The following is a 13,421-nucleotide window of genomic DNA, read 5'->3' as shown; positions in this document are numbered from 1 at the left end:
TTGCGGAACGCAGCCTCGCTATGCGACTGGCCGGCGATGCCGCCGGCCTTCAAATCCTCAGCGTTCGAAGCCGAGCAGTTCCATCGTGATCTCGCCGCCGACGATCGACTCGGTGGCCAGAGCTTCGTTGCGCACCAGCTTCACCAGTCCCACGCCGGGCGCGTACCACTCGGTGTGGGTCACCGGCACTTCCGAGGCGCCGATGCGGGCGTCGGCCAGCACGTTGAGCAGCCCGGTTCCCTCGAGTCGCAGGCAGCGCTCGAAGCGGCCGGCGGGAACCTCGACGACGTCGTCGAGCGCGGCGACCTTCATGTGCAGGTTGATGCGCTTGGACTCGTCCTGCGAGAAGCGCTCGCGAAACGGTTCGACGCGTTCGAGGATGTACGGCCGGCTGTCGACTTCCCACCACTGGCCCAAGGTGGGCGGCAGCTGCATGACCGTGCGCGGCTGCTCGTCCATGCGCGGCGAAAAATCGATCGCGCTGCGATGGCCGACGCGCTGGATGGCGGTGTCGCTCGCGCTGAGCCAGTACTCGTTGCCGTCGCTGCCCAGCCGGCGCGCGTATCGCTCGCCTTCCTGCCGCACCGTCTTGAGATTGCGCATCCCGAGCTGCGTGAGCGTGTCGGTGACCGGGTTCTTCTCGTGAATGACGTACTGCCATTCCAGTCCCGGTTCGAGCGGAAAGTAGTCGGACGACGGCTTGCCGCCGCAGGCACCGAGCGACAGGGCGAGCATCAGCACGGGAAGAAGGGACGCGCGCATGGAAGACCTCACTTTTCCGGCAGCGCGGGGCTGGGCAGATTGCCCAGGTCGAACTGCTGGTCGTCCTCCTGGCGTTTCATGACGCCGGCGATCGCGAGGTTGCCTTCCGCGCCGCGCTTGCGCTTGCCCACCTGCGGAATACCGTTGCGCATGCGCGCCTCGGCCTCCTGCAACTGCGAGTGTGTCGACTTCAGGTAATTCACGCGGTAGGCGCGCGGCATGCCGACCGGGCCTTCGTCGGTGAGCTCGGTGGCCCACACATAGATCGAGCCGAGTTGCGACTTCTCGGGGTCCGGCTCGACGACGGTGGCGGCGTGGAACAGGAAGTTGTCCGGCAGCTCGGCGCGCGCGGGCCAGCCCGCGACGTCGCGCCACAGCAGCCAGCTCGCGAAGAAGCTGATGCTGACCAGCAGGACGAGCCCCGCACGCAGCATCAGCGGCAGGCGCGAGCCGATCACCAGGTAGATCACCATCAGCGCGACGCCGACGTAGAGCGCGCACAGCAGTACCAGTTCCAATCCGATCGTCATTGCTGGACCAAGTTCTTTTGCAGGGTGTTGATGCCGGACACGGCCCCGTCGGGGCCGACGGTGAAGCGGACCACGGTGCGCTCCGCGCCCTGGGAGGGCAGATCGACCGTGCCGTAGTAGACGACTTTCAGGACCGGGTTGACCTTGACCACGTTCACTTCCACCGGCAGCACATTGCCGTCGGAGGCGTGGTAGCGCTGCACGTTGACGATGTACTCGCCAGGCAGCACGCCGCGCACGGTCACCACTTCCTGATTCAGCGGGTTGACGATGGGTTTTCCGTCGACCAGCAGCGTGTCGTTCTCGGCGCCGCGATCGTCGCGGTCCAGGTGCATCAGGCCGCCATCCGGATTGCGATACCAGACGATCTCGCCGTCCGGCGCCTCGATCCAGGTGTCGACGTCGTCCTTCAGGCCGTCGGCCCAGGTCGTGGTCACGATCATCTCGGCCTTGGCCGGGATGTCGCCCTGCTTCTTCGCCGGCGGGTTGATCGACGTGATGGCGATCATGAACAGCATCGTGAAGCCGAGCAGCGCGTTGAACAGGAGGTCCGTGAACGGATCCTGGTCGTAGTGCGTGCGCCCGGCTCCACGCTTCACGGCGCGACGTTCCCAGCGAGCGCCGGCAGCATCTCGCGCTCGGCGAACTGCATCGTGCCGGAGACCAGGCGTTCGGCAGAGCGGTCCAGCATCAGGTTCTGCAGGCCCAGCGCCATGTTGGCCACCAGTCCCACCAGCGTCGTGTACAGCGAGATCGCCATGCCGGCGCCCATCTTGCCGAGCATCTGCGGCAGGTCGGCGGTGGTCAGCGTCTTGATCGCATCGATCGCGCCGAGCATGAAGACGAACCCGACGATGGTGCCGAGCAGCCCGAGCTTGAGGATCATGCTGGACAGGAACCAGCCGGCCTCATGCGCGCCGCGTGCCCGTTCCTCCAGCACTTCGCGCAGCGCGGCGCGGTCCGCTGCCGCCTCCAGCAGTCCCGAGCAGTACTCGTGCGACCACTCCTCGAGGCGGCCGGACGCGGACGGCAGCTCGCCGCTGCTTCGGAAGTGCGCGCGCATCCGGTCGAGGCCGCAGTGGGCGCTCGAGAGCTGGTAGGCGCGCCAGCCGCCATAGGCCATGCAGCCGAAGTAGATCAGCACGATGCTCGCGGAGATCTGCGTGGTGTCGGCGATCAGCACCTGCTGGAGCAGGCCCAGCGTCCACGACATGTGGACGCCGAAGACGCAGGCGGCGCTGAGGACGAACCAGTAGAGAAAACTGGATCCCTCGACCTCTCCCAGGAGCTCAGCCGAAAGTGTCGCGCGTGATCTGTTCATACCATTCGTGTGCGTACGCCGCTTCCCGCGCACGCAGTTCGCGCGCGGCTCCCAGCGGACTCATTCCGTCATTCAATGTGCTCAGGCGATCGGACACAACGCCGTACAAACCCCCTACCGAGATTCCGTAGTCGGGCGCGAGCAGGCTGTAACAGGTGTTGACCAGCCGCGGGACCGGCGCCGGGCCGCCCGCGAACTGGGCCGCGATGGCCAGCGCCACCAGCTTGGCCTGGCTGTTGGCGCTGAAGGCGGACTTGGGCATCGGCTGCGCGATGCAGGCGTCGCCGATGACGTGGATGCCGGCGTGGCGCGTGGATTCGAAACTCGCCGGATTCACCGGGCACCAGCCGGATTCGTCGACCAGGTCGCCGGCCACCGCGATGTCGGCCGCGCGCTGCGGCGGCACGACGCTGGCGAGATCCACGCGCAGGCGCGAGCCGTTCTGCAGGCGCAGCGTGTTGCGCCGCGCGTCCACCTCGAGCACTTCTCCGCCCTTGGCGTGCGGCACCCACTCGACCATGCCGGGATACAGCGTGTCCCAGCCCACCTGGAACAGCGCGCGCTTGGTGAAGTCGTCCTTGGCGTCGAGCAGCAGGATCTTGCAGCGCTTGAGCCGGCGCGCGCTCAGGCGCCAGGCGAGCAGGCTGGCGCGCTCGTACGGGCCGGGCGGGCAACGGTAGGGATTGGCGGGAGCGCTGATCGCGATCGTCGCGCCGTCGCGCAGGGATTCGATGCGCTCGCGCAGCCGCGAGACCTGCGCGTCGCCCAGCCAGGCGTGCGGCATGCGCTCGCTGGTGGTCGCATCGAGGCCGGCAATGCGGTCCCAGCGCATCGCCACGCCCGGGCTCAGCACCACGCGGTCGGCGTCGAGCACGGTGCCCGAGGCCAGGCGCAGCCGCCGCGCCACCGGATCCAGTGCCGTGGCGGCTTCGCGTATCCAGCGGATGCCCAGGGCCTCGAGCGCGGCCGGGCCGCGCACGATGTCGCCCTCGGCGCACACCGAGGCCAGCGCGGCGTTGGTCGACGGGCCGGTGAAGAACTGCGCGCGCGGCTCCACCAGCGTGATGTCGGCCGCCGGCATCAGGTACCTGAGCTGGCGCGCGCAGGCGGCTCCGCCGAAGCCTCCCCCGACGATGATCAGGCGTGGACGTTCGCGTACCGGCTTGAGCGCCCAGGCCGCCAATGGAAGCCCGGCGACGGACAGGCCGGCCAGCAGCAGGGCCCGGCGGCGGCGATCGGGGGGCGTCATCGCACCGGCGCCCCGAACTCGTAGGCCAGCGCGCGGATCTCGTCGTCGCTCATCGCCTTGGCCAGCCGCGGCATCGCGGTGCCTTCGCGCGCACCGCTACGGAAGTCGCGCAGCGCGGACTCGATCTGCGCCGTGGACATCCCGTAGAAGCTCGGGACGGTGGAGGGCGCGTTGCGGGCGCCGTGGCAGACCGCGCAGGAGAGGCTCAGCGAGTCCTGCGCGCGGGTCGTCGGCGTCGCGAGCAGCAGGCACGCCAGCGCCAGCACGGCGAGGCGGTGCATCGGACGAACGACGGAGAGGACAGGGCGCACACGGGGATTCTGGAGTGCGTCACAGGGTTTGCGCCATGTGCCGGAAATGGGACAGGGCGGGGGAGTTCGAGTTGAGAGGTTTCGAAAAAGCGGCCCCTCACCCGCCATCGGCCTGACTGGACTGACATCGAGTCAGTCCTCGCCGGAGCCGATGGCTCTCCCCGCTGTCGCGGGGAGAGCGAGAACCACGCAGAAACGTCGAGGGTTTTGCGCCCTCTCCCCATCGGCTTCCTCGATGGGGAGAGGGGCGGGCCGTTTGCAGCAGCGCCCCTCGGCGCCTCAGCTCGTGTGCTGCTGCACGAACGCCCCGACCTCGTCGAGCGCTTCGACCGCCTCGTCGAGCCGCGTGCAGAACACCTGGAACACGTGGATCTGGCCTTCGAACTCGTGGAGCTGCACCTTCACGCCGGCCTTCTTCGCGGCGTCCGCGAGGCGGCGTGCGTCGTCGAGCAGGGTCTCGCGCGTGCCGACCTGGATCAGCAGCGGCGGCAGGCCGGACAGATCGCCGTACAGCGGTGCGATCAGCGGATCGCGAACGCTCTTGCCGGCCGGGACGACCATGCTGACCATGCCCAGCAGCAGCGGCTTCTTGACGATCGGATCCACGGACTCCTTGCTCGTCATCGTCTCGCCGAGCGCTTCCATGTCGACCCAGGGCGAAAGGGGCGCCGCGCAGGCCGGCATCGGCAGCTTGTTCTGCTTGATCGATAGCAGCGTGGACACGCACAGCCCGCCACCGGCCGAGTCGCCCGAGATCGCGATGCGGCCCGGCTTGATGCCCTGGGCGAGCAGCCACTTGTAGGCCGCCGTGGAATCCTCGACCGCCGCGGGGAACGGAGCTTCCGGCGCCAGGCGATAGTCGACGAACAGCACGCGCGACTTCGACGACTTGGAGATCTGCGCCGCCATCGAGCCGTGCGAGATCGGACCGCCGAGCACGTAGCCGCCGCCATGCAGATAGAGCACCACGCGGTCCTGGGCAGCCCCCGGCGCGTCGAACCAGACGGCGCGCACGCCGCCGGCGTCGACCGGGGTCTGCTTGGCGCCGAGCGTCGAAGGGGGCGTGCTGGACACGGCGTCCCAATCGGCACGCATCTGTTCCAGCGTGGTGTCCGGGCCGAAAGCGCCGAAGCAGGCCTGCACGTCACGGATCACGGCATCGAGTTGCTGTTGCGACATGGTGTTCTCCTCTCTCGTTATGGATGAGTCTCAAACCGTAGCCCGGACGAAGTCCGGGAAACCTGCGTTCGACTTGTGAGAAAAAGCCCCGGACTTCGTCCGGGCTACATCAGAGGCCCCAGGCCGACAGCTTTTCGGCGGAAGGCTTGCTCGAAGGCGCGGCCAGCGACGTGCGGCTGAAGCGCGGCATGGGCATGGGCTGCGTCATGCCCTCGATCTTCTGGAAACTGCCGCGCGCGATGTTGTGCGGATGTGCTGCGACCTCGTTCATCGCCAGCACCGGCGACACGCAGGCGTCGGTGCCGTCGAAGCGCTGGGTCCAGAACGCGCGGTCGTGCTCGCGGAAGATCGCCTCGATCTCGCGGTGGACCTCCTCGTCCTGGTCGCCGCGCGCGCAGATGGCGGCGTACTGCTCGCCCACGCCGATGCCGTCGAGGAACAGCTTGCGGAACTGCGGTTCGATCGCGCCCACGGCCATCCACTGGCCGTCCGCGGTCTCGTAGCAGCGGTAGTACCAGGCACTGCCGTCGAGGAAGTTGCCGGCGCGGTGCGCGGGCCAGCGGTTGGATTCGCGCAGTCCGAAGATCATCGCCATCAGCGCGCCGGCGCCTTCGACCATCGCGGTATCGACGACCTGGCCTTTGCCGGAGGCGCGCGCCTCGAGCACCGCGCTGACGACGCCCAGCGCCAGCACCATGCCGCCACCGCCGAAATCACCGACGAGGTTCAGCGGCGGCACCGGGCCGGTGAACTTGGTGCCCATCGAGTGCAGCGCGCCGGACAGTGCGATGTAGTTGATGTCGTGACCCGCGGCCATGCCCAGCGGACCATCCTGGCCCCAGCCGGTCATGCGGCCGAACACGAGCTTCGGGTTGATCGCGTGGCAGGCCTCGGGGCCCACGCCCAGGCGTTCCATGACCCCGGGCCGGAAGCCTTCGATCAGGGCATCGGCCTTGCCCACGAGTTCCAGCACCTTGTTGCGGCCGGCCTCGGTCTTGAGGTCGACGTCGACGCGCCCCGCGCGGCTGCGCGTGATGATCGGCACCTCGCTGTTCTCGTCGCGCTTGGCGCGGCCCACGGTGAGCACGTTGGCTCCCAGGTCCGAGAGCAGCATCGCGCAGAACGGGCCGGGCCCGATGCTCTCGATCTCCAGCACCTTGACGCCGGCGAGCGGGCCCTTGGATTCGATGTTCGACATGGGGAATTCAGGTTCGTGGTTGGAATGACGAGAAGAAAAGCGATTCAACGCAGAGGCGCAAAGATCGCGAAGGAAAAATGAAAAGGTCGCGGGTTCGTAGTGGTCACGGCATCGACGATCTTTGCGTCCTTGGCGCCTTTGCGTTGCAGCGGTTGCTTCAGTGCGTACCGCCGGAAACGAGCTTGCGCGCGATGCTCCAGCGATGGACTTCGCTCGGGCCGTCGTAGATCCGGAATGCGCGGATGTCCTTGAAGATGCGCATGACGATGGTCTCGCCGGTGACGCCCTGGCCGCCGAGGACCTGCACGCAGCGATCAACGACGCGCCACACGGCCTCGGACACGATGACCTTGGTCATGCTCGATTCGAGATTGCCCTTGCCGCCCTGGTCGAGCACCCAGGCCGTGTGCCAGATGTTCAGGCGCGCGCTGTGCAGGTCCATCTCGTTGTCGGCGAGCTGGAAGCCCACGCCCTCGTGCTCGGCCAGCGGCTTGCCGAAGGCCTGGCGCTTGCGCGCGTAGGCGACCGCGACATCGTGGGCGCGCCGGGCCTGGCCCAGCCAGCGCATGCAGTGCGTCAGGCGGGCGGGCGCGAGGCGCACCTGCGCGTAGCGAAAGCCACGGCCGATCTCGCCGAGCACGTCGGTCGCCGGCACGTACAGATTCTCGAAATGCAGCACGCCGTGGCCGCCGACGAAGCAGGAGTCCAGCGAATCCATCAGGCGCTCGAGCCGGATGCCGGGCTGGTCCATGTCGGACAGGAACATCGTGGCCGAACCATCCTCCATCTTGGCCATGATGATCGCGAAGCTGGCGCCTTCCGCGCCGGTGATGAGCCACTTGGTGCCGCTGATGCGGTAGCCGTCGCCGTCTTTGACGGCGCGCGTCTGCATCATCGTCGGGTCGGAGCCGGCGCCTTCGCCCGGTTCGGTCATCGCGAAGCAGGAGCGGATGCGGCCTTCGACCATCGGTCGCAGCCAGCGCTCCTTCTGGGCGTCGGTGCAGACCTCTTCCATCAAGTGGATGTTGCCCTCGTCCGGCGCGTGGATGTTCAGCGCGATCGGGCCCAGCGGCGAGTAGCCGGCCTCCTCGAAGACGATGGCCTTGGCGCGGTGATCCAGCGCGAGACACCCGTAGTGCGCCGAGGCGTGGGGCGTCAGCAGTCCGGCCTTGCGGGCGCGGGCGACGAGCTCGTCGCGCAGGGATTCTTCGGGCCCGTGCGCATGCTGGCGCGGATCGTTCTCCAGCGGGATCACTTCGTCCGCGATGAACTGGCGCGTGCGCTGCTGCAGGTCGAGGAGTTCCGCGGACAAGGTGAAATCCATGGGGGAGCGTCGGGGCGAAAAGGGGAGAGGACCCCGATTCTATTCCCGCGTCCGGCGGATGTCGGCCCGGTCGGGCACTTACGCGCCGGACCGTGGCCCGTAGCCCGGACGAAGTCCGGGACGCGCACGTCCAGTCGGCCGAGTTCCCGGACTTCGTCCGGGCTACGCCGGTGGGCGGGCCACCAGCGAATACACCGGCACGGGGTAATGCACGCCCTTGCACTCGACCTCGCCGCCCGGCTCGAATCCGAACGCGTCACGCGCGAGCTGGTAGGTCGAATCGCTGACCAGCACGCTGCCCGGTGCGGCGGCCCGCTCGATGCGCGACGTGATGTTGGTCTGCAAGCCGAACGCGGTGTACGTCATGCGTCCCTGGGAGCCGTAGCTTCCGACGCTGACCGTGCCGGTATTGATGCCGATCCGCATCTTCAGGGGCCTGCCGATGCCGACGCGCAGCCAGCGCTCGTTGAGCTGAGACATCAGGTCCTGCATCTCGCGGGCGGCGGAGACCGCCTGGCGCGCCTGCTGCTCCGGCTCGGCGTAATTCGGCGCGCCGAACAAGGCCATCAGGCCGTCGCCTGCGAACTCGTTCAGGGTGCCGCCGAACTTCTCCACTTTCTCGGCCATGCCCGAGAGATAGTCCACCAGCAGGGCCGTCAGGTCCTCCGGCTCGATGCGGTCCGACACCTCGGTGAAGCCGACGATGTCGGCGAACAGGATCGTGACGCGACGCCGTACCGGCGTGTCGATGCTGGCTTTCTCGCCCTTGATGATCAGGTCGGCCACCGACGGCGGCACGTAGCGGCGGATCGCGTCCCGGCTCTCGCTGAGCTGGACCCGTTGCAGTTCGATGATCTGGTCCTTACGGAACGTGCGCCGGTTGTTGAACTCGATCACCGACGATACGAACACCCCGGTGTTGCAGGCGATCAGCTGCATCGCCGCCAGGCCGCCTGCCATCGCGATGGAGATGTCACCCGACACGTAGTCGAGGAACAGCAGACCCATCGAGAGCACGATGAAGGGGACCGTCGCCACGATCGCAAGCAGGGGGCTGAGCTGATAGACGCAGAAGCCGAACATCACCGGGATCAGCACCGCGGTGCCGGCGAGCGCGAAGCGGTCGGGCGAGGCGACGAGCTCATGGATCTGCAGAACCAGCAGCAGGCCGGAGATGCAGTTGGCCACCACCGTCATCGGCACCAGCAGCGGCCGCAGCGGGGCGAGGCAGGTTCCCAGGAAGATGGCGGTCAGAAAGCCCAGGAAGGCCAGCACCGCGGGAAAGATGCCGTCGAAGCTCTCCCGTTCGAGCAGGAACACGGTGAGCAGGTAGACCGCGTATCCCGCGGCCGAGGCGATCATGCCGACCCGGATCAGCGGAATCTTCCGGTCGACGCTCCACACGTAGTACCGGCGTTCGAGGCCGGGGTCGGCGAACAGGAAACCGAAGCGGCGTAGCGACAGATCGGGCGCACCGTTCCCAAGAAACGGGGGAAGGAAGGCTTCCTCGGGGGCAGTCATGGCACGCTGGCTTATTCGGCTGACACGCGCCGATTCTACGGGGCGCCGCGTCGGATGGAGTTCGCGGGGGGTGCCGTGGGTGACTCGGGCGGGTCCGGAAGGCGTGCGCCCACGCCCGCGCGTGCGGCGGACGGCGGTCTTTCTTGGCACCCCGGACAGGCTTGAATCCTGTGGCGGGTCCCTCATCTACGACGCACAGATTCTTCGAGGAACACCATGCAACAGTTCGATGGCACCACCATTCTCAGCGTCCGGCGCGGCAACCAGGTCGCGCTCGGCGGCGATGGCCAGGTGTCGATGGGCAACACTCGGGTAAAGGGCAATGCGCGCAAGGTGCGCCGGCTCTACAACGACAAGGTCATGGCCGGTTTCGCCGGCGGCACGGCCGATGCGTTCACGTTGTTCGAGCGCTTCGAGGGCAAGCTCGAGAAGCATTCCGGGCACTTGGTGCGCGCCGCGGTCGAGATGGCCAAGGACTGGCGTACGGACCGTTACCTGCGCCGGCTCGAGGCGCTGCTGCTGGTGGCCGACAAGGACGCCTCGCTGATGATCTCCGGCAACGGCGACGTCATGGAGCCTGAACCGCATGGCGTCATGGGCATCGGCTCCGGTGGCAGCTTCGCCACCGCCGCGGCGCGTGCGCTGGTCGAGAACACCAACCTGTCGGCGCGCGAGATCGTCGAGAAGGCCCTGCACGTGGCCGCCGACATCTGCATCTACACGAACCACAGCCTGACGATCGAGCACATCGATCTCTGAGCCCGAGAACCCCATGAGCGATCCGAGCAACACCGCAACCACCATGACGCCGCGCGAGATCGTGGCGGAGCTGGACAAGCACATCATCGGCCAGGCCGCCGCCAAGCGCGCCGTGGCCATCGCGCTGCGCAACCGCTGGCGGCGCCAGCAGGTCGAAGGGCAGATGCGTTCGGAGATCCATCCGAAGAACATCCTGATGATCGGGCCCACCGGCGTGGGCAAGACCGAGATCGCGCGGCGCATCGCCAAGCTGGTCAACGCACCGTTCGTGAAAGTGGAAGCCACCAAGTTCACCGAGGTCGGCTATGTCGGCAAGGACGTGGACTCGATCATCCGTGATCTCGCGGACGCGGCCGTCAAGATGACGCGCGAGCAGTTCATCGCCCGCCAGCGCACGAAGGCGGAAGCCGCGGCAGAGGAGCGCGTGCTCGACGCGCTGGTGCCGCCGCCGAAGGATTTCGGCGAGGCCAGCACGCAGCGCACCACCGAAAACGGCGCGGCGCGCCAGGTGTTCCGCAAGCAGTTGCGCGAGGGCAAGCTCGACGAGACCGAGATCGAGATCAAGCTGTCGCAGGCGATTCCCAACGTGCAGCTGATGGGGCCTCCGGGCATGGAGGAGATGACCCAGCAGCTGCAGGGCATGTTCGCCGGCCTGAACCCGGGCAAGACGCGCAGCAAGAAGATGAAGATCGTCGACGCGATGAAGGAGCTCACCGAAGAGGAAGCGTCCAAGCTCGTCGACGAAGAAGCCATCAAGAGCGAGGCGCTGAAGAACGTCGAGGAAAACGGCATCGTCTTCATCGACGAGCTCGACAAGGTGTGCAAGCGCGGCGAGTTCGTCGGCGCGGACGTTTCGCGCGAGGGCGTGCAGCGCGACCTGCTGCCGCTGGTCGAGGGCAGCACGATCACGACCAAGTACGGCTCGGTGAAGACCGATCACATCCTGTTCATCGCCAGCGGCGCGTTCCACATGGCCAAGCCCAGCGACCTGATTCCGGAGCTGCAGGGCCGCCTGCCGATCCGCGTCGAGCTCGATGCGCTGAAGACCGAGGACTTCGTGCGCATCCTCAGCGAGCCGGACTATTCGCTGACCGATCAGTACATCGCGCTGATGAAGACCGAGGGCGTCACCGTGGAATTCGCGGCCGACGGCATCCGTCGCCTCGCCGAGATGGCCTGGCAGGTCAACGAGCGTACCGAGAACATCGGCGCGCGCCGCTTGCACACGGTGATGGAACGACTGATGGAAGAGCTGGCGTACGACGCGCCGGACAAGGCGGGCACGACGCTGACGGTGGACGCGGCCTATGTCGACGGCAAGCTGCAGAAGCTGGCCGGCAACGAGGACCTGAGCCGCTACATCCTGTAACCCGGGCGTTCGTTCTCCCGTTGCAGACGCCTCCCGGGGTTCACCCGGGCTACGGCGGACGTCACCCGCAGCCCGGGCGAAGCCCGGGGTTCCGCTCCGTTGACGAGAGGAACTCCCGGGCCACGAGGGGGACGTCCGCCGCGGCATGCCCGATCGTCCGCATGACGTGCCCGAAGCGGCGCGGCATGAACACGCGCCCGGATTTTGGGTCAATCTGGAGCGACTTCCGGAGCCTCCCATGCTGATCCGCGTCCCGCCGCCGCATCCGATCCGATCCAGCCAGATCACCTCCGAGCGGGTGTATGCGGATCGCCGCCGTCTCGTCGCGCAGCTCGGGCTGAGCGCCGTGGCACTGCTGACGGGCTGCGGCAAGTCCGAGCCGACGGCCGCGGCATCGCCCGCCGCGGACGTAACCAAGTCCGGCCAGGCGGGCGGCGGAGCGCTCGCCGAGCTGACGATCGCCAGGCGCAGCGAGCAGGCCGGCGGAGAAGTGGTCACGCCGTTCTCCGATAGCAGCACCTACAACAACTATTACGAGTTCGGCACCAGCAAGGACGAACCGGCGCGCAATGCCGGAACGCTGCGCACGCGCCCCTGGACGGTTGCGGTGGACGGCGAATGCGAGGCGCCGGGATCGATCGGCATCGAGGACATCCTCAAGCTTTCCGCGCTCGAGGAACGCATCTACCGCTTCCGCTGCGTCGAGGCCTGGAGCATGGTCGTGCCCTGGGTGGGCTTTGCGCTCGGCGATTTCCTGGCGCGCTTCAAGCCGACGTCGAAGGCCAGGTACGTGGCCTTCGAGACACTGCACGACCGCGAGCAGATGCCGCTGGCGCGATATGCGGGTTTCGAGCTGCCCTATGTCGAGGGCCTGCGCATCGACGAGGCCATGCATCCGCTGACCTTGCTCAGCGTGGGGATGTACGGCCGCGCGCTGCCCAACCAGAACGGCGCGCCGCTGCGGCTGATCGTGCCGTGGAAATACGGCTACAAGAGCATCAAGTCGATCATGCGCGTGCGCTTCGTCGAGAACGAACCGCCGACCACGTGGAAGAAACTCGAGGCCCGCGAGTACGGCTTCTATTCAAACGTGAATCCGGACGTCAGCCATCCGCGCTGGAGCCAGGCCACCGAACGACGGCTCGGCGAGTTGTTCAAGCACAAGACGCTGCTCTACAACGGCTATCCGGAAGTGGCCTCGCTCTACGCGGGCATGGATCCGGTGAAGTTCCACTGATGAAGGCCGCTGCAGCCCCTGCTTCGCGCCCGCAGGCGCGGCCGGCCACGCCGGTGCTGATCGCGTTGCGGATCGCCTTCTGGAGCCTCGCGCTGTGGCCGGCCGCCGAACTCGCGTGGCGACTCACGCACGCGGGTCTGGGCGCCAACCCGGTGGAATTTCTCGAGCGCTACACCGGCCTGTGGGGCCTGCGCCTGCTGCTGCTGACACTGGCGATGACGCCGTTGCGCGAGGCGTTCGGGCGCATCGAGTTCGTGCAGGTGCGACGACTGCTCGGGTTGTGGACCTACGCCTGGGTCTGCACGCATTTCGCGATCTACCTGACGTTCGATCTCGAGTGGTCGCCGGCGCAGCTGGCCACGGAAGTGATCGAGCGCACCTACATCACGATGGGCTTCGCAGCGTGGCTGCTGATGCTGCCGATGGCGATCACGTCGACCCAGACCTGGCAGCGTCGTCTGAAACGCCGCTGGAAGCAGATCCATCGCGCGATCTATCCCGCCGTACTGCTCGGCGCGGTGCATTTCCTGTGGCTGGTGAAGTCCGATCACCGCGAGCCGCTGGTGTACCTGGGCATCGCGATCGTGCTGCTGGTGCTGCGCATGCCGTTCAGGCGCTGGTGGGGTCCGGCGCCGGCATCACCGGCCAGGCGTTGAACGCG

Annotated in this window: 14 protein-coding genes; 4 read left to right on the top strand and 10 right to left on the bottom strand. The window is 67.5% G+C overall.

The genetic code is table 11. The features are described 5' to 3' along the window. Positions 1-57 precede the first annotated feature (57 nt). The 10 genes from DFR24_RS18690 to DFR24_RS18645 all read right to left on the bottom strand — a co-directional run bounded on the left by DFR24_RS18690 (position 58) and on the right by DFR24_RS18645 (position 9,395). On the bottom strand, positions 58-762 hold the full coding sequence (locus tag DFR24_RS18690) for a hypothetical protein (protein WP_133882926.1): 705 nt from the start codon (positions 760-762) through the stop codon (positions 58-60). An 8-nt stretch (positions 763-770) separates the two neighbouring features. Further along, positions 771-1,292 (bottom strand): hypothetical protein, encoded by a 522-nt coding sequence (locus tag DFR24_RS18685; protein WP_133882925.1) that lies wholly within the window; start codon positions 1,290-1,292, stop codon positions 771-773. Then, positions 1,289-1,891: an ABC transporter G family protein gene (locus tag DFR24_RS18680; RefSeq protein WP_133882924.1), complete on the bottom strand. Its 603-nt coding sequence runs from the start codon at positions 1,889-1,891 to the stop codon at positions 1,289-1,291. Before DFR24_RS18680 ends, DFR24_RS18685 begins: the two co-directional genes overlap by 4 nt. After that, positions 1,888-2,613: a MotA/TolQ/ExbB proton channel family protein gene (locus DFR24_RS18675; protein WP_133882923.1), complete on the bottom strand. Its 726-nt coding sequence runs from the start codon at positions 2,611-2,613 to the stop codon at positions 1,888-1,890. The genes DFR24_RS18680 and DFR24_RS18675 overlap by 4 nt, the downstream gene beginning before the upstream one ends. After that, positions 2,582-3,862, bottom strand: coding sequence for an NAD(P)/FAD-dependent oxidoreductase (locus DFR24_RS18670; protein WP_210772393.1), 1,281 nt, complete (start codon positions 3,860-3,862; stop codon positions 2,582-2,584). Before DFR24_RS18670 ends, DFR24_RS18675 begins: the two co-directional genes overlap by 32 nt. After that, positions 3,859-4,143 (bottom strand): c-type cytochrome, encoded by a 285-nt coding sequence (locus DFR24_RS18665; RefSeq protein WP_133882922.1) that lies wholly within the window; start codon positions 4,141-4,143, stop codon positions 3,859-3,861. Before DFR24_RS18665 ends, DFR24_RS18670 begins: the two co-directional genes overlap by 4 nt. A 309-nt stretch (positions 4,144-4,452) precedes the next feature. Further along, the gene (locus tag DFR24_RS18660) at positions 4,453-5,352 is read right to left on the bottom strand and encodes an alpha/beta hydrolase (RefSeq protein WP_133882921.1); all 900 of its coding nucleotides are present in this window, start codon (positions 5,350-5,352) and stop codon (positions 4,453-4,455) included. Positions 5,353-5,461: 109 nt separating this feature from the next. Further along, complete coding sequence (locus DFR24_RS18655; RefSeq protein ID WP_133882920.1) at positions 5,462-6,550, bottom strand: CaiB/BaiF CoA transferase family protein; 1,089 nt, start codon at positions 6,548-6,550, stop codon at positions 5,462-5,464. 157 nt (positions 6,551-6,707) lie between these two features. Then, positions 6,708-7,874, bottom strand: a complete 1,167-nt coding sequence (locus tag DFR24_RS18650) for an acyl-CoA dehydrogenase family protein (protein WP_133882919.1) — start codon at positions 7,872-7,874, stop codon at positions 6,708-6,710. A 162-nt stretch (positions 7,875-8,036) separates the two neighbouring features. Next, entirely contained in the window at positions 8,037-9,395 is a 1,359-nt protein-coding gene (locus tag DFR24_RS18645; RefSeq protein ID WP_162851312.1) for an adenylate/guanylate cyclase domain-containing protein, read from the bottom strand. 216 nt (positions 9,396-9,611) lie between these two features. Here DFR24_RS18645 and hslV point away from each other — a divergent pair, with 216 nt between their 5' ends. The 4 genes from hslV to DFR24_RS18625 all read left to right on the top strand — a co-directional run bounded on the left by hslV (position 9,612) and on the right by DFR24_RS18625 (position 13,416). Continuing rightward, positions 9,612-10,154, top strand: a complete 543-nt coding sequence (gene hslV / locus DFR24_RS18640; RefSeq protein ID WP_133882917.1) for an ATP-dependent protease subunit HslV — start codon at positions 9,612-9,614, stop codon at positions 10,152-10,154. Between the two features lie 13 nt (positions 10,155-10,167). After that, entirely contained in the window at positions 10,168-11,523 is a 1,356-nt protein-coding gene (hslU, locus tag DFR24_RS18635) for an ATP-dependent protease ATPase subunit HslU (RefSeq protein WP_133882916.1), read from the top strand. A 238-nt stretch (positions 11,524-11,761) separates the two neighbouring features. After that, on the top strand, positions 11,762-12,760 hold the full coding sequence (gene msrP, locus DFR24_RS18630; RefSeq protein WP_133882915.1) for a protein-methionine-sulfoxide reductase catalytic subunit MsrP: 999 nt from the start codon (positions 11,762-11,764) through the stop codon (positions 12,758-12,760). Further along, on the top strand, positions 12,760-13,416 hold the full coding sequence (locus tag DFR24_RS18625; protein ID WP_133882914.1) for a protein-methionine-sulfoxide reductase heme-binding subunit MsrQ: 657 nt from the start codon (positions 12,760-12,762) through the stop codon (positions 13,414-13,416). The genes msrP and DFR24_RS18625 overlap by 1 nt, the downstream gene beginning before the upstream one ends. The last annotated feature ends 5 nt before the right edge of the window (positions 13,417-13,421 follow it).

Source organism: Panacagrimonas perspica, from assembly GCF_004364935.1.
Classification (GTDB): Bacteria; Pseudomonadota; Gammaproteobacteria; order Nevskiales; family Nevskiaceae; genus Panacagrimonas; species Panacagrimonas perspica.
The sequence above is the reverse complement of the archived record's forward strand: the minus strand, read 5'-3'. Positions and strand labels throughout refer to the sequence as shown.